Genomic DNA, 18,083 nt, shown 5'->3' with positions numbered 1-18,083 from the left:
TTAACGGAACAACGGGCGAGACCTGCGGCGTAAGCCGCACGGGGCGACGAAATAGGGGAAGGCGCGATCTTATAATTAAATGTCGCGTCTTACCAATAGGGCTACGGTTTTTAGGGGATTTCAGAGGGGCTACGGGATAACCGCAGTAGCGCTTATGAAGCCTGTTTCCGGACAGCAGCCAAGCATTTGTACACCGCGCCCGCGCAGCTTGGCAATCGAACGGGACGGTGGTGGCGTGCTGACGGTCGGTTTCTGACCTGTTGTCCGCTGCTGATCCCCCCGTGCTCATCCGCTGGCCTGATGGCCATCAATTCACAAGACGAACGTCGCTGGCGCGGTAGCGGTGCAAGCGCCATAGTTTTGTTCCCGCGGCCGAAATTGCCCGCCCAGAACAAGACAGAGACTGGCCATGACCAAGACTCTCCATCACCGTGCCTGCCACCTGTGTGAAGCCATCTGCGGCCTGACCATCGAAACCACCGAGGTCGAGGCTGGTAATGTGCAGATCACTTCGATCAAGGGCGATCCCCTGGATACGTTCAGTCGCGGGCACATTTGCCCCAAGGCTGTCGCCCTGCAAGATATTCAGAACGATCCGGATCGCCTGCGTCAACCGATGCGGCGGGTGGGCGGCGAATGGCAGCCCATCGAGTGGGAAGATGCTTTCAATCTTGTGGCCGAACGCCTGTCAGCGATTCAGGAGCGTCACGGGCAAAACGCGGTGGCGGTCTATCAAGGCAATCCCAGCGTGCACAACTACGGGCTGATGACTCACAGCAACTACTTTCTTGGCCTGCTGAAAACCCGCAACCGTTTTTCCGCAACGTCGGTCGACCAATTGCCCCATCACCTGACCAGTCATTTGATGTACGGCCACGGTTTGTTGCTGCCAATCCCGGACATCGATCACACCGACTTCATGCTGATTCTCGGTGGCAACCCGCTCGCGTCCAACGGCAGCATCATGACCGTGCCGGATGTGGAAAAACGCTTGAAAGCGATTCAGGCCCGTGGCGGTAAAGTCGTGGTGGTCGACCCGCGTCGCAGCGAAACGGCGGCCATTGCCGACCAGCATCTGTTTGTGCGTCCTGGTGGTGATGCGGCGCTGTTGTTTGGCCTGCTCAATACCTTGTTTGCCGAAGGCCTGACCTGCGACAGTCATTTGCCGGTGGACGGTGTGGATGAGGTGCGCAGAGCAATCGCCCATTTCACTGCCGAGGCCATGAGCCCGTTGTGCGCGGTGCAGGCCGAACAGATCCGCCAATTGGCGCGGGACTTCGCCGCAGCGCCGAGCGCAGTTTGCTATGGCCGCATGGGTGTCTCGACCCAGGCATTCGGCACGCTGTGTCATTGGCTGGTGCAGTTGATCAACCTGGTCACCGGCAACCTCGATCGTGTGGGTGGTGCCTTGTGCACTGAGCCGGCGGTGGATCTGGTGGCCTCCACGTCGGGCGGGCATTTCAATCTGTGGCAGAGCCGGGTGTCCGGGCTTCCGGAGTACGCTGGCGAACTGCCGGTGTCGGCACTGGCCGAAGAGATGCTGACCGAAGGGGAAGGGCAGGTTCGGGCGTTGATCACCGTGGCGGGCAACCCGGTGTTGTCCACGCCGAACGGCCGTCAGCTGGAACAGGCGCTGGACGGGCTTGAGTTCATGGTCAGTGTCGACTTGTACATCAACGAAACCACGCGTTACGCCGACCTGATCCTGCCGTCCACCTCGGCGCTGGAAAACGATCATTACGACACGACATTCAACATGTTCGCTGTACGCAACGTCAGTCGATTCAATCGGGCGATTCTGCCCAAGCCCCAGGGAGCCCTGCACGACTGGGAGATATTCGTCGGGCTGGCGAAGGCATTCGCCACGAAAACCGGCAAGGACTTGAAGCCGACCATCCCCCCGGCCCAAATGATCGATCGTGGCTTGCGCACGGGCTTGTATGGCGATGCGTCGGAGCATCAGCTGTCGTTGACGACCCTGTTCGACCATCCCCATGGTGTCGATCTGGGGCCGCTCAAGCCCAATCTGGCTCCACGCCTGAAAACCGCCAATCAGCGTGTCCAGGCCGCCCCGGCCGAGATTCTCGCCGACCTGGCACGTTTCGCAGCATTGCAGGCACCCGCCGCCGATGAGTTGTTGATGATCGGTCGCCGACATGTGCGCAGCAACAATTCGTGGATGCACAACTATCACCGTCTGGTAAAGGGCAAGCCGCGCCATCAGTTGTTGATGCACCCGGATGACCTGGCCAGTCGCGGACTGAGCGACGGTCAGCGAGTGCGGGTCAGTTCGCGGGTCGGGGTGATTGAAGTGGAAGTGCTGGGCAGTCTGGATATGATGAAAGGAGTGGTCAGCCTTCCGCATGGTTGGGGCCATGCGCGGCCAGGCGTACAAATGACGATTGCCAGTGGCCAGCCGGGGTCCAGTGCCAATGACCTGACAGACGAATGTCAGCTCGATGAGTTGTCGGGGAATGCTGCGTTGAATGGGGTTCCGGTGACCGTGGCGGCGGCTTGATCGTATCTGACGGAGAGACCGAGCATGGCCCTCGGCTTTCCGTTACAATGCGCCACCGTGCCGACCCATGAGTCGGAAAGTTCAGCCGAGGTGCTCCATGGATATCATCGAAACGATTAAAGAGCAGATTGCCAACAACACCATTCTGCTTTACATGAAAGGCTCGCCGAATGCCCCGCAGTGCGGCTTCTCTGCGAAAGCCGCGCAGGCTGTGATGGCTTGTGGTGAAAAGTTTGCGTACGTGGACATCCTGCAGAACCCGGAAATCCGCGCCAACCTGCCAAAATACGCCAACTGGCCAACCTTCCCGCAACTGTGGGTCGCTGGCGAGCTGGTCGGCGGTAGCGACATCATGACCGAGATGTCTGCTGATGGTTCGTTGCAGGCGCTGATCAAAGACGCTGCCGCTAAAGCTGCAGCTGCAAAAACCGAAGCCTGATCTCGTATCTTTGTAGGCGCAATCGAGCGTCGACCGGCTGCTCCTACAAAGAGCAAGAGCAAAAAAGCCCCGCCTCTTTAAAGAGAGCGGGGCTTTTTATCGCGTCGAGAATAATGGCGTAATTATTCGTCTTCACCCATCTGCGATTGCAGATAGTTCTCGATACCGATCTTGTCGATCAGGCCGAGTTGAGTTTCCAGCCAGTCGATATGTTCTTCTTCAGACTCAAGGATATCTTCAAGCAGTTCACGGCTACCGAAGTCACCCACCGACTCGCAATGCGCGATGGCGACTTTAAGATCGGCGTGGCCGGTTTTCTCGATGCGCAGGTCGCACTCGATCATTTCCTTGGTGTGTTCGCCGATGTGCAACTTGCCCAGGTCCTGGACGTTCGGCAGGCCTTCAAGAAACAGGATGCGCTTGATCAGCTTGTCCGCGTGCTTCATCTCGTCGATGGATTCGTGGTACTCGTGTTTACCGAGCTTGTTCAGGCCCCAATCTTCATACATGCGTGCATGCAGAAAGTATTGATTGATCGCGACCAGCTCATTGGCAAGGATCTTGTTGAGATGCTGGATGACTGTAACGTCGCCTTTCATGATGGGGTCCTGCCCTGTATTAGCTGTCAATAAGGCAGAGTTTGAGCCGCACAACTAAGAGTGTCAAACCTAAGTTATTGAAACTTAAATGAAAATTAATCGGAATAAGAATGTTTGTGTTCCGCGTCTAGAGCCTAAGCAGTTGATTTTCAGACATAAAAAAACCGGACATGAGTCCGGTTCTTTGAAATACGGTAATTATGCGGCTGTAAATTCAACAGGAAAAGGAATCGCGGCCTGGGCCGTCTGCAATTTTGTCAGGGTCTCGCGGACCACTTCCTTGGCGAGGCAGGCACACTTACCGCACTGACTGGCAACGCCGGTGGCCTGGCGGACTTCCTTGTAGCTGCAGCATCCTTCATAGATCGCATCGCGGATTTGGCCGTCGGTGACGCCAGTGCAGAGGCAAACATACATAAGTGAAAACCGTCGCTCGTTTATGTCTCGAATGCGATGGATCTTAATGTTAACGAGAATGATTGTCAAAGTTCATTGGGAAGGCTTTTCCCAAGGCTGACGAACGGTATTTTTCGATGGACCCAGAAAGGAAACACGTTCCGGCATTTCCACCCTGTGGGAAAAACCGTTGAGGACAGGCCAAACACGCAGTGTATGATGGCCGGTCTTTGCGAAACGGGTTCGTGTCACAGGGCTGTCGCTTGAGGGTGGCAGGCTGGCGCAAACCTTGTTTTTCACGTTTCTACACCAGGAGATATCCAATGAGCGTACTCGTAGGCAAACAAGCCCCTGACTTCACCGTACCGGCCGTACTCGGCAATGGCGAAATCGTAGACAGCTTCACCCTGTCCTCTGCCATCAAAGGCAAATACGGCCTGGTGTTCTTCTACCCACTGGACTTCACCTTCGTTTGCCCGTCGGAGCTGATTGCTCTGGATAACCGCATGTCTGAGTTCAAGGCACGCAACGTTGAAGTGATCGCTGTGTCCATCGACTCGCATTTCACCCACAACGCGTGGCGCAACACCCCGGTCAACAATGGCGGTATCGGCGAAGTCCGTTACACCATGGCTGCCGACATCAAGCAGGAAATCATGAAAGCCTACGACGTTCAGTCCGCTGATGGCGTGGCCTTCCGTGGTGCGTTCCTGATCGACGACAAAGGCGTTGTCCGTTCGCAGATCGTTAACGACCTGCCGCTGGGTCGTAACATGGAAGAGTTGCTGCGTCTGGTCGACGCTCTGCAATTCCACGAAGAGCACGGCGAAGTCTGCCCTGCGAACTGGAAAAAAGGCGACAAGGGCATGAACGCTTCGCCAGAAGGCGTCGCGGCCTACCTGACCGAGCACGCTGCTGCGCTGTAAGGCACACGCTCCTGCTACAAAAAGCAGGTACAAAAAAACCGGCCCTTGAGGCCGGTTTTTTTATGGGTGGGATGAGTGCGACGGATCAGTCGTCGAAGTCTTCCCAACCGCCCATTTGTTTCCAGCGATTGACGATGCCGCAGAACAGCTCGGCGGTCTTCTCCGTGTCATAGCGAGCCGAGTGGGCCTCGCGACCGTCGAAGTCGATGTCGGCTGCCTGACAGGCTTTGGCCAGCACCGTTTGACCATAAGCCAGGCCGGCGAGGGTGGCTGTGTCAAAGCTGGAGAACGGGTGAAACGGGTTGCGCTTCATGTCCAGGCGCGCGACGGCAGCGTTGAGGAAGCCCAGGTCGAAGCTGCTGTTGTGACCGACCAGAATCGCCCGCTTGCAACCGTTGGCTTTGAGCGCCTTGCGTACACCGCGGAAGATATCGTTCAGCGCCGACTCTTCGCTCACGGCCATGCGAAGCGGGTGATCGAGCTTGATCCCGGTGAACTCCAGCGCTGCCGCTTCGACGTTCGCACCTTCGAAAGGCTCGACCCGGAAGAAGTAGGTGTGATCAGGGTAGACAAAGCCCTTTTCATCCATGGCGATGGTAGTCGCGGCGATTTCCAGCAGGGCGTCAGTGGCCGAGTTGAAGCCACCGGTTTCTACGTCGACGACAACCGGCAGGTAACCACGAAACCTGGCAGCCATTGGATGACGAGGACCGCCTCCGCCGCCTTGACCTTCCTGTTCATCGTCGAAATGGTCTTCGCTCACGCGTGTTCCTCCAGCAGGCGCCAGCGCAGTTTTTCACCGGCGCGCAGCGGGATAACGGTCAGCTCGCCAAACGGCAGGCTGGTTGGGGCGGTCCATTCTTCGCGGACCAGGGTGATGCGATCGGTGTTCACCGGCAGGCCATAGAAGCGAGGGCCGTTGAGGCTGGCGAACGCTTCGAGCTTGTCCAGCGCATTGCGCTGTTCGAAGGCTTCGGCATACATCTCGATCGCAGCAAAAGCGGTGTAGCAACCGGCACAACCGCAGGCGGCTTCCTTGGCGTGCTGGGCATGGGGGGCCGAGTCGGTGCCAAGGAAGAATTTTTCACTGCCGCTGGTGGCGGCATCGAGCAACGCTTCCTGGTGCGTGTTGCGCTTGAGAATCGGCAGGCAATAGAAGTGCGGCCGAATCCCGCCCACCAGCATGTGGTTGCGGTTGTACAGCAGGTGATGCGCAGTGATGGTTGCGCCAACGTTGGCCGAAGCCGAGTTGACGAACTGCACGGCGTCAGCGGTGGTGATGTGTTCGAACACTACTTTGAGGGTCGGGAAACGCTCGACCACGCGACGCATGTGCTCATCGATGAAGATTTTTTCGCGGTCGAACACGTCGACATCGCCACGGGTGACTTCGCCGTGGATCAGCAAGGGCATTCCCACTTCGGCCATGGCCTCGAGTGCAGGGAAGATCTTGTCGATGCTGGTGACGCCAGAGTCCGAGTTGGTGGTCGCGCCGGCCGGGTACAGCTTGGCGGCGTGAATGAAACCGGTAGCCTTGGCCTCGCGAATTTCTTCGGGCTGGGTGCGGTCGGTCAGGTACAGGACCATCAGCGGTTCGAACCGGCTGCCGGCCGGGCGGGCAGCGAGGATGCGCTGGCGGTAGCCATCGGCCTCAGCCGCATTGCGGACAGGAGGTACCAGGTTGGGCATGATGATGGCGCGACCAAAGGTGCGCGCGACATCCGCGACGGTATTGGTCAACACGGCACCATCGCGAAGATGAATGTGCCAGTCGTCGGGACGCAGCAGGGTCAGGCGGTCGGACATGAGGGGATTCCAGGCGGGTCAAACTGAGGGGAATGCTACCGGAAAAGACTCTTGCAGGCACTCGCTATCAAGTTTTGCAGGAAGCTTCCGATATCCAACAGGTATGCCGTAAACATCTGTGTGTCGGTCTTTTTGTTGTAGAAGCCAGTGGAGCCTCCCGTGCGCCAGCGTTATTTAGCCTTGCTCAGTGTGTTTGCCAGCCTTCCCGCGATGGCGCTCACTTTCCAGACCCGTCTGGAGAGCATTGAGTGGACGGTCGAAGGCGACAAGTTCGAGTGCCGCCTGACCCAGCCGATCACCGATTTCGGCTCGGGACAGTTCGTGCGTCGAGCCGGAGAGCAGGCGACGTTTCGTCTGAATGCCTACAACGCCGTGATGGGTGGAGGTTCGGCTACCTTGCTGGCCGCCGCAGCGCCCTGGCAACCGGGGCGGGGCGATATCAATCTGGGTACAGTGAGAATCGGCAGTGGTAACGTGTTGTTCAACAGCTCACACGCTCAGGCCGGACGCTTGATCAGTGGCCTGATGGATGGGCGCAGTCCCGTGGTCCGGCATGCCTCTGGCGATGGGCGGGTGTCGGAAGTGCGCCTGTTACCGGTCAAGTTCAATAAAGCGTTTGCCGACTACCAGGGGTGTGTCGCCAAGCTGTTGCCACAGAATTTCGATCAGGTGAAGCAGTCCGAAGTCGGATTCCCCGGCGGCGGCATCGAGCTCGATGCTGCCGCGAAAGCCAGGCTGCAGGTGATGCTCGAATTCATGAAGGCCGATCCGACGGTCAATCACATCGAACTCGACGGCCATTCCGACAACAGCGGCAATCGCCTGACCAACCGTGACCTGTCACGTCGCCGCGCCCTGGCCGTCATGGAGTTCTTCAAGGCGAACGGCATCCAGGAGTCGCAGATCACCGTGCGCTTCCATGGCGAGCGTTATCCGCTGGCACCCAATACCAACAACGCCAATCGCTCGAAGAACCGCCGGGTTGCGGTGCGTCTGGAGCGGGGAGCACCACCGGAACAAGTGGCGCCTCAAGCCACTAAGCCGGCCGCTTCGGCAACATCCTGACTCCTTGGTCATCGTCGCGCTCTCGACATAATCTGTCGCTTCGTCGTCATAAGCTGTCGCGCCACTGTAAATTATCCTGCATGAGCGGTAGACTTCCCGGCTTTCCGTAGAACCCCGTGGAGTGATGGCATGGCGGACGTAAACAAGGTCGTTCTGGCGTATTCCGGCGGCCTGGACACTTCGGTGATCCTCAAGTGGCTGCAGGATACTTATAACTGTGAAGTGGTGACCTTCACCGCTGACCTGGGTCAGGGCGAAGAGGTCGAACCGGCACGCGCCAAGGCACAGGCCATGGGCGTGAAAGAAATCTACATCGACGACTTGCGCGAAGAGTTCGTGCGCGATTTCGTGTTCCCGATGTTCCGCGCCAACACCGTTTACGAAGGCGAGTACCTGCTGGGTACTTCCATCGCTCGTCCGCTGATCGCCAAGCGCCTGATCGAAATCGCCAACGAAACCGGCGCTGACGCCATTTCCCATGGCGCCACCGGCAAAGGCAATGACCAGGTTCGTTTCGAACTGGGCGCCTATGCCCTCAAGCCTGGCGTGAAAGTGATCGCCCCATGGCGCGAATGGGACCTGCTGTCCCGTGAGAAGCTGATGGATTACGCTGAAAAGCACGCAATCCCGATCGAACGTCACGGCAAGAAAAAATCCCCATACTCGATGGATGCCAATCTGCTGCACATCTCCTATGAAGGCGGCGTGCTGGAAGACACCTGGACCGAGCATGAAGAAGACATGTGGCGCTGGACTGTCTCCCCGGAGAACGCTCCTGACAAGCCGCAGTACCTGGAGCTGACTTACCGCAACGGCGACATCGTGGCCCTGGACGGCGTCGAAATGACCCCGGCTACCGTGCTGGCGACCCTGAACCGTATCGGTGGCGAACACGGTATCGGACGTCTGGATATCGTCGAGAACCGTTACGTGGGCATGAAATCCCGTGGCTGCTACGAGACGCCCGGCGGCACCATCATGCTGCGCGCCCACCGTGCGATCGAATCGATCACCCTGGACCGCGAAGTGGCTCACCTCAAGGACGAGCTGATGCCGAAGTACGCCAGCCTGATCTACACCGGCTACTGGTGGAGTCCTGAGCGTCTGATGCTGCAACAGATGATTGATGCGTCCCAGGTTCACGTGAACGGCGTCGTGCGCCTGAAGCTGTACAAGGGCAACGTGATCGTCACCGGTCGCAAGTCCGATGAGTCGTTGTTCGACGCCAACATCGCGACCTTCGAGGAAGATGGCGGCGCTTACAACCAGGCCGATGCGGCGGGCTTCATCAAGCTCAATGCCTTGCGCATGCGTATTGCTGCAAACAAAGGCCGCAAGCTGTTCTGAGTGGTTTGAGCCTGTGATGGATGTGTGGCCTCGTCATCGACGGGGCCACGCATCTGAAAGAGGTTTTTTAAATTTGCGATACGACGATTCACGTTTGACCTGATTCATACCTCCCCGTCCGCCTCTCACTGATCAACCCTATCTTGCTGCTGAGCGTTGTGTGTCAGTCGGCAATCGGGGTCCATGACAGTCATCCCCTGTGAACTCAAGTTGTAAGCCACACAGAAATGGGCGCTGCCGCGTTTTTTTGTCTGTTTGAAATATTTGAGTACACGTCCATTCAGTAATTTTTCGGATTCCGCGCCGGTAAGAAACAAAATTACGCGCGGCCGCTTTTCCTGTGTCCTTTGTATCTTCTCCAGCGAAGAGCTGAGATCGGGTTTGTTTTTCATCCCGCGTGTATCGATGATGTGCAGATCCCTCAGTAATTCGGGCAGGCGAATATGGAGCGGAGGCTGCAACCCGGTTTCGTCTGGCGGAGCCTGTGCACTGCCGGGAGAGGAGGCTGGCCGCAAGTCATTTACCGAAGCGTTATTTTTCTGCGTCTGCGCCTCGTTCATGGCCTTCAGAAAGTGCTCATCCTTTTCAAAGTCAGAAGGTGAATACAGAGATCGGTAATTGAAGTTGAGTGTGGCAAAGAAAAGGAACAGTAGATAAAAGGGAAAGCTGATTAGAAACCAGACGTAAATCTCTCTTTCCTGATTGTCCAGGAACGGAAGAGAGATTGCTGCCGATGTTTCAGACAGTGTTGCGAATGTCGCGATTATTGTCATGGGGTTGGTTATGCTTTTTTTTAGTTTGTTCATTTCTGTTACTCGTCGTGTTGTATCTTCTCGTTCGGAATGAGATGTAGTGCGCGTTGTTGAGGGTTATGTTATGCCATTCATTTGTCGTTTATGTCTTTAATGCCTTCGTGTCGATTGTAAGTCATGCTTGTTTTGTTTTTTTTGGGGTCGTGGTTTGTTGTTGGTTTGATAATAATTATCTATCTGGGAATTTTTGCTGTAAGAGTAAATGGGTGGTCGATGTGTGATATTTCTGGTGTGAGTGTTTTTAGTGGGTGGCGTCAGTTGCATTTTAGTGTCGAGTGTCCATTCGGATGTTGTTTGCCGGATTCTGGTTTTTAGTTTTTAAGTTGCAAGTTGATACTAAAAATGTTGTAAGGCGTAATTTATTCGCGCGGATACAATTTTTTTTGCATTGTGTTCGAGGGTGTTTTGTAGGACTAATCCGCGATTCTTGTAGGGAATGTCTCTTGGTGCAGGTCGTTGGGGGGGGCGGCATGCCATGGGTGAAACGACTAGGCTATTGTGCTGGCTCTAAAAATTCGAACAGCGAAAATTGGACTTGCCCATGAATAAAGTGCTGATCGTGGATGATCACCCCGTCATTCGTCTTGCGGTACGTATGCTAATGGAGCGTCATGGCTACGAAGTTGTTGCAGAAACCGATAACGGCGTGGATGCATTGCAACTTGCTCGCGAACACATGCCGGATATTGTCATTCTGGATATCGGAATACCGAAACTGGACGGTCTGGAAGTTATTGCGCGTCTTGCATCAGCGGCAATGCCTATGAAAGTTCTGATATTGACTTCCCAGGCTCCCGGACACTTTTCCATGCGCTGCATGCAGTCGGGGGCTGCGGGGTATGTTTGCAAGCAGCAGGATCTGACGGAGTTACTCAGTGCGATAAAAGCGGTTTTGTCCGGTTACAGCTACTTTCCCAATCAGGCTTTACATACCGTGCGCGCCAGTCTCGGGAACGCCAGTGAAGCCGATATGGTGGATCGCCTGTCAGGGCGGGAAATGATGGTCTTGCAACAGCTGGCCAGGGGTAAGACCAACAAGGAGATTGCCGATGGGATGTTTCTCAGCAACAAGACCGTCAGTACTTACAAGACGCGCCTGTTGCTGAAGCTCAATGCCCGCTCCCTGGTTGACCTGATCGAACTGGCTCAGCGCAATGGGCTAGTGTGATTTTATCCGGGGCGACCATACGTGATGAACGGGCATTTATCGCGGTTCGGCACACAGTAAAAAGCCTCCGTTTCGGGAGGCTTTCAGGTGTCATAAGTCAAAGTCGTAATCGGCCAATTGCTTTTGCAGTCGGCGCTCCTCCAGCAGATTGTCGATGGTACGCCGTTTGCTCAGGTTGGTTTTTGCGACTTCAACCACAGGTTCGGCATCATCAGCCTCAACGGCAGTGAATTCTTCATCTACGTCCAATTGCTCTTTGCCAGTGCTCATTTAGTTACTCCAGGCTAAGAAGGCCTTTGGGGCTCCTTATATCGACAATCTCCCGGCGGGTAAAAAAGATTTTTTCAATCGGCGAATCAATAAATTCAATAGTGGCTCAATCGTCCGAGGTCTTGTGCTTGTATTCGCACAAGTCTTCGATGCGGCAACTGCCGCACCGGGGCTTGCGGGCCAGGCAAACGTAGCGACCGTGAAGGATCAACCAGTGGTGGGAGTCGAGCAGGTACTCCTTGGGCACGAACTTCATCAGTTTTTTCTCGACTTCGACCACATTCTTGCCGGGCGCAATGCCGGTGCGGTTACTGACACGGAAAATATGGGTGTCCACGGCCATGGTCAACTGGCGAAATGCGGTATTGAGTACCACGTTGGCAGTTTTGCGGCCCACACCTGGCAGGGCTTCCAACTCTTCACGGGTCTGTGGCACTTCCCCGGCATGACGTTCCACCAGCAAGCGACAGGTCTCGATCACGTTTTTAGCTTTGCTGTTGAACAGGCCGATGGTCTTGATGTATTCCGACAGGCCTTCGACGCCCAGGGCATGGATTGCCGCAGGGGTATTAGCTATCGGGAACAGTTTTGCCGTGGCCTTGTTGACACCGACATCGGTCGATTGCGCCGAAAGAATCACCGCTATCAGCAGTTCAAACGGTGAGGAATAGGCCAGTTCGGTCTTCGGTTCCGGGTTGTCTTCATGCAGCCTGCGGAAAATTTCCAGACGTTTTGCGGCATTCATGGGCAGTGCGATTCCTCGAAAGCGATCAATGTGAAGGTGTCGGGCGCTGCCAGGCCTGCCATGCGGCGACCAGCAACCCCAGCAAAATGAAACCACCCGGGGCCAGTGTGGCCAAGCGCAAGCCTCCGTCGGCGGTCAGCACCCAGCCGCGCCAATCCGCTTGCGTCGCAGCAGCGAGCCACGGTAGATGATGACCCAGAGTCCCGTTGCCAATAAGTTCGCGCAGCACGCCCAGGCCCACCATCAATGCGCCGAACAGGCCGCACAGGCGCAGACGATCGCGCCAACTGTTCTGGAAGAAACCCGTGTGGTCGAGCACGACGCATTGCAATGCAATCAAAGCGGCATAGATTCCCACCTGTTGATGCCATTGCAACGACCAGATTTGCGCCCCGAGTTCCGCGCAACTGGTCAGCGTTGCGGCGAGCAGCACGCTTGCCGGCAAATGCGTCGCCGTATGCAAGCGAGAGCGCAATGCATTCATGCCCAGCCCAAAAACACTGATCACCACGATGAACATCAGCCAAAGGCCGAGCGCGCTCACCAGTGAACCGGTGGCGCCGATAAGCGGCGCGAGCATCAATGAATGCTGCAACAGCAATGATTTACTCATGGGAAGGGCTCCCAAGCAGTTTTTGTCGGTGCTCATCGAAGTAACGCAGCGCGTCATGGGTGGCGTTTATCACCGCTCTGGAAGTAATTGTCGCGCCTGCAATCTGGTCGAATTGCCCTTGATCTTTTTTCAAGGCCCAGCCGTTGTCGACCGGATCGGTTCGGGACTTGCCGGAAAACATTTGAAGCCAGGTATTGGGCCAGTCGGCGATCCGTGCGCCGAGCCCCGGTGTTTCCGCTTGCTTGAGCGTTTTGATGCCAATCAGCCTGCCGTTGGCGTCGATGGCGATCAGCAGCTCGATGGCGCCTGCGTAACCCAGGGTCTGGCTGCGCAGCAGCACGGCATACGCCTGCCCGGCCTTGGTTGCCCGGTAGCCCGTAAGCAGTGTGCTGTTGCCCAGTGCTGTGTTTTCAAGCGTGAGCGTTTGATCCAGCGGCTGATTGTCGTAGCTGCCGGGCGGTAGCAGGTCCAGCAGGTTACGACTGTCGATCAGGCGTTGCTCCGCCGCGATCCGTGGCTCGCTGCTGTGCTGCACAAGCCAGGTCAGGCCGATTCCGAGGACGGCCAGTAAGGTCAGGACGGCAACGCTCGAAGCCCGGTTCATGATGCAGTCCGCTGCTGTCTGACCGCGACAAACCGTTCCAGCGTCGGCACGCAGAGGTTCATCAACAGCACCGCAAAAGCCACGCCGTCCGGGTAGCCGCCCCACGTACGAATCAGATACGTCAGCAGCCCGACACCCATGCCGAACAGCAGTCGTGCGCCGGGGCTTTTGGCGCCGGACACTGGTTCCGTAACGATAAAGAACGCTCCCAGCATGCTGGCGCCGGTCAATAGATGAAACAGCGGTGAACCATGGGAATCGGAGCCTGAGCCGTTCCAGCACACTAGACTGATGATAAACAGGCTGGCGAGCATGCCGACCGGCGCATGCCAGCTGAACACGCGTCGTTGCAGCAGAAACGCGCCACCCGCGAGAAAGGCCAGGTTCACCCATTCCACACCGCGACCACCGAAATGGCCAAACGCCGGATTGGCCGAGAACAGTTCGTCCATGGTGAGGCTTTTATTGATCCGCAGGCTGTCCAGTGCAGTGGCCCGAACCCACGCATCCGGGGTTGGACCGAAACCGAACACTTGCTGTAAGCCGCCCGACAGATTCAGGCCGTGGGACGCGGGCCAGTGGGTCATCTCTTGCGGAAAAGCCACCATCACCAGGGCGAAACCGAGCATCGCCGGGTTGAACGGATTGCTTCCCACACCGCCATACAGGTGTTTACCGAACACCATGGCAAACGCGGCAGCACTGACCGTGAGCCACCACGGGCAATAGGGCGGCAAGGCCAGGGCCAGCAGGGTTGCACTGACGAGGGCACTGCCATCGTTCAAAGTCGGCTTGAGGGGGCGCTTGCGCAAGTGCAGTACCGCCGCTTCAACGGCCAGCACACTGGCGCTTGCCAGTAGCAAATTGATCAAGACCCCCCAGCCGTATAGCCAGAACAACGCCAGCATCCCTGGCAACGTAGCCAATAGAACCAGTTTCATGGCCTGCTGAAGGCGTTCGTCGACCGATTCAAGGGCTTGCATAGGCATCCACCTGGCGTTCGGCTTCACTGACTGCACGTTCCAGTGTTTCGATCTGCTCAGCGGGCGCTTCGGCAGTTTGGGCTTTTTTGAGTTCCGCGCGGCGCATGGCCAACTGGATCTTCGCCCGATTCAGGTCGGCATTCTTCGGTGGAGCAGCAACCGTGGCGGGTGCAGGGGACGACGGCGCTGCGTTTTCCAGTTGTGCCAAGGCTTGCTCGGCGGCTTCGAATTGCTGCTGCAGAACGATCAACTGCGACTGCTGTTCGAAGGTCGGCGGATGGCCAAAAGCCTTGAGTGACTTGGTCAGTTGCGCCCGACTCATTGCCAGATCGATCTTGGCTTTCTTCAGCGCCGCATCGGCATTGGCGGCTTTCTGTGCGCGGACGCGTTCGAGGGCGGCTTGCACGGGGTCAAGCGTCGCTTGCGCGGATTGGGCGGCGCGTTGCGCGCGGGCCTGGCGCTCGGCGGCTTTTTGTTGTTCTTCGTGCTGCAAACGGGCGTTGCGTTGCTCGAAACGGCGCCGTGCGTGATCGCGTTTGACGGCGCGTGCCCGTTGTTCTTCCAGGCTGAACGCCATGCCACCGACAATCGGCAGCACGGTGGCCTTCGGCAACGGATGCATTTCGATGCAATCCACAGGGCAGGGCGCCACGCAGAGGTCGCAACCGGTGCATTCGTCGATGATCACCGTGTGCATCAGCTTGGCCGCGCCGACGATGGCGTCTACCGGGCAAGCCTGGATGCACTTGGTGCAACCGATGCACTCGGCTTCGCGGATGTAGGCAATCTGTGCCGGGGCGGATCCACGGCTGAGATCCAGTTCCAGCACCGGTACCTTCAGCAGTTCGGCCAGGGCGTTGATGGTTTCGTTGCCGCCCGGTGGACACTTGTTGATCGGCTCGCCGTTGGCGATGCCTTCAGCGTAGGGCTTGCATCCGGGATGGCCGCACTTGCCGCATTGGGTCTGCGGCAAGAGGGCGTCGATGCGTTGAATCAGACTCATGTTTTGATCAGTCCGCTGAATCCTAGAAAGGCCACTGCGATCAGGCCGGCGCCGATCAGGTCGATCGGCAAGCCGCGAAAGGGCAGCGGAACATCGTTATCGAGAGTGCGTTGACGCAGGTCGTTGAACAGACTCAGCACCAGCCAGAATCCCAGGCCGCCGCCCAGGCTCAGGGCTGCGGCAGCAAAAAAGCCTTTGTCACCCTCAATGCCGAGAAGCGCCACCCCGAGTACTGCGGCGTTGCCCAGCAGCAGCGGCCAGAGACCGTCAAACGACAGCGTCGAAAATACCCGGGACAAGCCCTTGAGCAGAGGACCGATCAGCAGCACGCTCAGAGGCAGGAACACGAACAGGCGCAGCGAGGTCAATTCCAGCGGGATGAGCAGCCCATGATAGAGCGCATAACCGAGCAGGCCGACGATCAACATCAGGCAGGTCGTCGCCACGCCCAGGGCATGGGCTTGCTGACGTTGGCTGCCCAGCAGCGGATCGACACCCAGCGGCCAATGCAACACAAGGTTGTTGATCAGGGCGGTGCTGATAAGCGTGAGCAGTGTTTCGGTCATGATCGTGCCGGCAAGGACGGAGTTGTTTAACACCGCTGTCTAGAAAAGCTTAGGCATTATCCGGCAAGGGCGGAGGGTGGGCCAGACATGAAAATCCCACAGGCGCGCCAGGCACGACTGTGGGATCGGTTTGCCGCCGTGCCTTACTTGATCCGCTGACCAGGCTTGGCGCCGCTGTCAGGGCTCAGCAGATAGATTTCTTCACCGCCAGGACCGGCCGCCATCACCATGCCCTCGGAGATGCCGAATTTCATTTTGCGAGGCTTGAGGTTGGCGATCATCATGGTCAGGCGACCATTGAGCTTGGACGGGTCCGGGTAGGCGCTCTTGATCCCGGAGAACACGTTGCGTTGTTCGTCACCGATGTCGAGCGTCAGGCGCAACAGTTTGTCGGCGCCTTCCACAGCTTCTGCCTTGACGATCAGGGCAACGCGCAGGTCGACCGCAGCGAAGGTGTCGAATTCGATTTCCGGGGACAACGGATCCTTGGCCAGTTCGCCGTTGCCGGCGCTTGCAGCTTCGCCGGTGTCGGTCTGGCTGGCGGTCAGGTCTTCTTTCGAAGCGTCCGTCATGGCCTGCACTTTAACCGGGTCGATACGGGTCATCAGCGGCTTGAACTCGTTCAACTGATGGTTGGCAAGCCAGATCGTATGATCGTTCCAGGTCAATGGCGCGACGTTCAGGAATGCCTCGGCATCGGCAGCCAGAAGCGGCAGTACCGGCTTGAGGAAGATCACCAGCTGGCGGAACAGGTTGACGCCGGTGGCGCAGATGGCCTGGACTTCATCCTGCTTGCCTTCCTGTTTGTTCAGCGACCACGGTGCCTTGTCGGCGATCCAGGCGTTGGCGCGGTCGGCCAGGGCCATGATCTCGCGCATGGCGCGGGCAAAGTCGCGGGCCTCGTAGGCGTCGGCGATGCCAGGCGTGGCGGCCAGGAAGGCTTCGGTCAGCTCCGGCGCGGCATTGGTGTCGACCATGACGCCGGCATTGCCCTTGTGGATGAAACCGGCGCAACGGCTGGCGATGTTGACGACTTTGCCGACCAGGTCGGAATTGACCTTCTGCACGAAGTCTTCGAGGTTCAGGTCGAGGTCGTCGACGCCACGGCTCAGTTTGGCCGCGTAGTAGTAGCGCAGGTATTCCGGCGACAGATGATCCAGGTAGGTCCGGGCCTTGATGAAGGTGCCACGGGACTTGGACATTTTCTGGCCGTTGACGGTCAGGTAGCCGTGCACGTTGATGCCGGTCGGCTTGCGGTAGCCTGCGCCCTCGAGCATGGCTGGCCAGAACAGGGCGTGGAAGTTGACGATGTCCTTGCCGATGAAATGGTACAGCTCGGCGGTGGAGTCCTTGCCCCAGAACGCGTCGAAGTCCAGCTCCGGCGTACGGTTGCACAGGTTTTTGAAGCTCGCCATGTAGCCGATCGGCGCATCCAGCCACACGTAGAAGTACTTGCCCGGCTCGTCTGGAATTTCAAAGCCGAAGTACGGCGCATCGCGGGAGATGTCCCACTGTTGCAGGCCGGCATCCAGCCATTCGGCGATTTTGTTGGCGACGGCGTCTTGCAGGGTGCCGCTGCGGGTCCAGGCCTGCAACATTTCCTGGAAGTCTGGCAACTTGAAGAAGAAGTGCTGGGAATCCTTGAGCACCGGGGTGGCGCCGGAGATCGCCGACTTGGGATCTTTCAGGTCGGTCGGTGCGTAGGTCGCGCCGCATTTTTCGCAGTTGTCGCCGTACTGGTCTTGCGTGCCGCATTTCGGGCAAGTGCCCTTGATGAAGCGGTCGGCCAGGAACATTTTCTTTTCCGGGTCGAAATACTGCGTGATCGAACGCGTGGCGATATGCCCGGCGTCGCGCAGCTTCAGGTAGATCTGGCTCGACAGCTCACGGTTTTCTTCGGCGTGAGTGGAGTGGAAGTTGTCGAAGTCCACCAGGAACTCGGCAAAGTCGGCGCTGTGTTCAGCCTGGACGTTGGCGATCAGTTGTTCCGGGGTGATGCCTTCCTTTTCCGCGCGCAGCATGATCGCCGAACCGTGGGCGTCGTCGGCGCAGACATAAATGCATTGATTGCCGCGGTGCTTCTGGAAGCGCACCCACATATCGGTCTGGATGTATTCCAGCATATGGCCGAGGTGAATCGAACCATTGGCATAGGGCAGGGCGCTGGTGACGAGGATCTTGCGTGGCTCGGACATGGGGCTCGGCTACTTGATGAAACGGAGG

19 protein-coding genes are annotated in these 18,083 nt (G+C 57.6%); 6 read left to right on the top strand and 13 right to left on the bottom strand.

Annotated elements, in window-relative coordinates; all coding sequences use genetic code 11:
* Positions 1-409: 409 nt before the first annotated feature.
* Positions 410-2,518 (top strand): molybdopterin oxidoreductase family protein, encoded by a 2,109-nt coding sequence (locus AC07ZE_RS24095; RefSeq protein ID WP_207266922.1) that lies wholly within the window; start codon positions 410-412, stop codon positions 2,516-2,518.
* Positions 2,519-2,615: 97 nt separating this feature from the next.
* Positions 2,616-2,957: a Grx4 family monothiol glutaredoxin gene (gene grxD / locus AC07ZE_RS24090; protein WP_007938922.1), complete on the top strand. Its 342-nt coding sequence runs from the start codon at positions 2,616-2,618 to the stop codon at positions 2,955-2,957.
* A 122-nt stretch (positions 2,958-3,079) separates the two neighbouring features.
* Here the strand turns inward: grxD and bfr are convergent, their stop codons facing one another.
* Together bfr and AC07ZE_RS24080 are read right to left on the bottom strand one after the other, a co-directional pair.
* Positions 3,080-3,556 carry a bacterioferritin gene (bfr, locus tag AC07ZE_RS24085; RefSeq protein ID WP_207266921.1) on the bottom strand — a complete coding sequence of 159 codons (477 nt, stop codon included), beginning with the start codon at positions 3,554-3,556 and terminating at the stop codon, positions 3,080-3,082.
* 198 nt (positions 3,557-3,754) lie between these two features.
* Entirely contained in the window at positions 3,755-3,973 is a 219-nt protein-coding gene (locus tag AC07ZE_RS24080) for a bacterioferritin-associated ferredoxin (protein ID WP_008057530.1), read from the bottom strand.
* 302 nt (positions 3,974-4,275) lie between these two features.
* On the opposite strand from AC07ZE_RS24080, the gene AC07ZE_RS24075 reads away from it, so the two are divergent.
* A complete protein-coding gene (locus AC07ZE_RS24075; protein ID WP_207266920.1) occupies positions 4,276-4,878 on the top strand; it encodes a peroxiredoxin in 603 nt (200 codons plus the stop codon).
* Positions 4,879-4,963: 85 nt separating this feature from the next.
* Here AC07ZE_RS24075 and rnt read toward each other — a convergent pair whose 3' ends face one another.
* Both rnt and pyrC read right to left on the bottom strand, forming a co-directional pair.
* Positions 4,964-5,641, bottom strand: a complete 678-nt coding sequence (rnt, locus tag AC07ZE_RS24070; protein WP_095193077.1) for a ribonuclease T — start codon at positions 5,639-5,641, stop codon at positions 4,964-4,966.
* Entirely contained in the window at positions 5,638-6,684 is a 1,047-nt protein-coding gene (pyrC, locus tag AC07ZE_RS24065) for a dihydroorotase (protein WP_207266919.1), read from the bottom strand. The genes rnt and pyrC overlap by 4 nt, the downstream gene beginning before the upstream one ends.
* Before the next feature lie 159 nt (positions 6,685-6,843).
* Here pyrC and AC07ZE_RS24060 point away from each other — a divergent pair, with 159 nt between their 5' ends.
* Together AC07ZE_RS24060 and AC07ZE_RS24055 are read left to right on the top strand one after the other, a co-directional pair.
* Positions 6,844-7,749 (top strand): flagellar protein MotY, encoded by a 906-nt coding sequence (locus AC07ZE_RS24060; protein ID WP_207266918.1) that lies wholly within the window; start codon positions 6,844-6,846, stop codon positions 7,747-7,749.
* A gap of 129 nt (positions 7,750-7,878) precedes the next feature.
* The gene (locus AC07ZE_RS24055) at positions 7,879-9,096 is read left to right on the top strand and encodes an argininosuccinate synthase (protein WP_095193080.1); all 1,218 of its coding nucleotides are present in this window, start codon (positions 7,879-7,881) and stop codon (positions 9,094-9,096) included.
* A gap of 125 nt (positions 9,097-9,221) precedes the next feature.
* On the opposite strand, the gene AC07ZE_RS24050 is transcribed toward AC07ZE_RS24055, so the two are convergent.
* Positions 9,222-9,902, bottom strand: coding sequence for a hypothetical protein (locus AC07ZE_RS24050; RefSeq protein ID WP_207266917.1), 681 nt, complete (start codon positions 9,900-9,902; stop codon positions 9,222-9,224).
* Between the two features lie 547 nt (positions 9,903-10,449).
* On the opposite strand from AC07ZE_RS24050, the gene AC07ZE_RS24045 reads away from it, so the two are divergent.
* Positions 10,450-11,076, top strand: a complete 627-nt coding sequence (locus tag AC07ZE_RS24045) for a response regulator transcription factor (RefSeq protein ID WP_095193082.1) — start codon at positions 10,450-10,452, stop codon at positions 11,074-11,076.
* 90 nt (positions 11,077-11,166) lie between these two features.
* On the opposite strand, the gene AC07ZE_RS24040 is transcribed toward AC07ZE_RS24045, so the two are convergent.
* The 8 genes from AC07ZE_RS24040 to metG all read right to left on the bottom strand — a co-directional run bounded on the left by AC07ZE_RS24040 (position 11,167) and on the right by metG (position 18,055).
* Entirely contained in the window at positions 11,167-11,346 is a 180-nt protein-coding gene (locus AC07ZE_RS24040) for a PA3496 family putative envelope integrity protein (protein WP_095193083.1), read from the bottom strand.
* 106 nt (positions 11,347-11,452) lie between these two features.
* Positions 11,453-12,091: an endonuclease III gene (nth, locus tag AC07ZE_RS24035; RefSeq protein WP_095193084.1), complete on the bottom strand. Its 639-nt coding sequence runs from the start codon at positions 12,089-12,091 to the stop codon at positions 11,453-11,455.
* Positions 12,092-12,116: 25 nt separating this feature from the next.
* Entirely contained in the window at positions 12,117-12,704 is a 588-nt protein-coding gene (locus AC07ZE_RS24030; protein WP_207267881.1) for an Rnf-Nqr domain containing protein, read from the bottom strand.
* A complete protein-coding gene (locus tag AC07ZE_RS24025) occupies positions 12,697-13,308 on the bottom strand; it encodes an RnfABCDGE type electron transport complex subunit G (RefSeq protein WP_207266916.1) in 612 nt (203 codons plus the stop codon). The genes AC07ZE_RS24030 and AC07ZE_RS24025 overlap by 8 nt, the downstream gene beginning before the upstream one ends.
* Positions 13,305-14,291, bottom strand: a complete 987-nt coding sequence (locus AC07ZE_RS24020; protein ID WP_207266915.1) for an RnfABCDGE type electron transport complex subunit D — start codon at positions 14,289-14,291, stop codon at positions 13,305-13,307. Before AC07ZE_RS24020 ends, AC07ZE_RS24025 begins: the two co-directional genes overlap by 4 nt.
* Positions 14,278-15,294, bottom strand: a complete 1,017-nt coding sequence (rsxB, locus tag AC07ZE_RS24015) for an electron transport complex subunit RsxB (RefSeq protein ID WP_207266914.1) — start codon at positions 15,292-15,294, stop codon at positions 14,278-14,280. The genes AC07ZE_RS24020 and rsxB overlap by 14 nt, the downstream gene beginning before the upstream one ends.
* Positions 15,291-15,860 carry an Rnf-Nqr domain containing protein gene (locus AC07ZE_RS24010; RefSeq protein ID WP_207266913.1) on the bottom strand — a complete coding sequence of 190 codons (570 nt, stop codon included), beginning with the start codon at positions 15,858-15,860 and terminating at the stop codon, positions 15,291-15,293. Before AC07ZE_RS24010 ends, rsxB begins: the two co-directional genes overlap by 4 nt.
* A gap of 143 nt (positions 15,861-16,003) precedes the next feature.
* Positions 16,004-18,055: a methionine--tRNA ligase gene (gene metG / locus AC07ZE_RS24005; RefSeq protein ID WP_207266912.1), complete on the bottom strand. Its 2,052-nt coding sequence runs from the start codon at positions 18,053-18,055 to the stop codon at positions 16,004-16,006.
* Positions 18,056-18,083 lie beyond the last annotated feature (28 nt).

Source organism: Pseudomonas sp. GW101-3H06, from assembly GCF_059424605.1.
The sequence above is the reverse complement of the archived record's forward strand: the minus strand, read 5'-3'. Positions and strand labels throughout refer to the sequence as shown.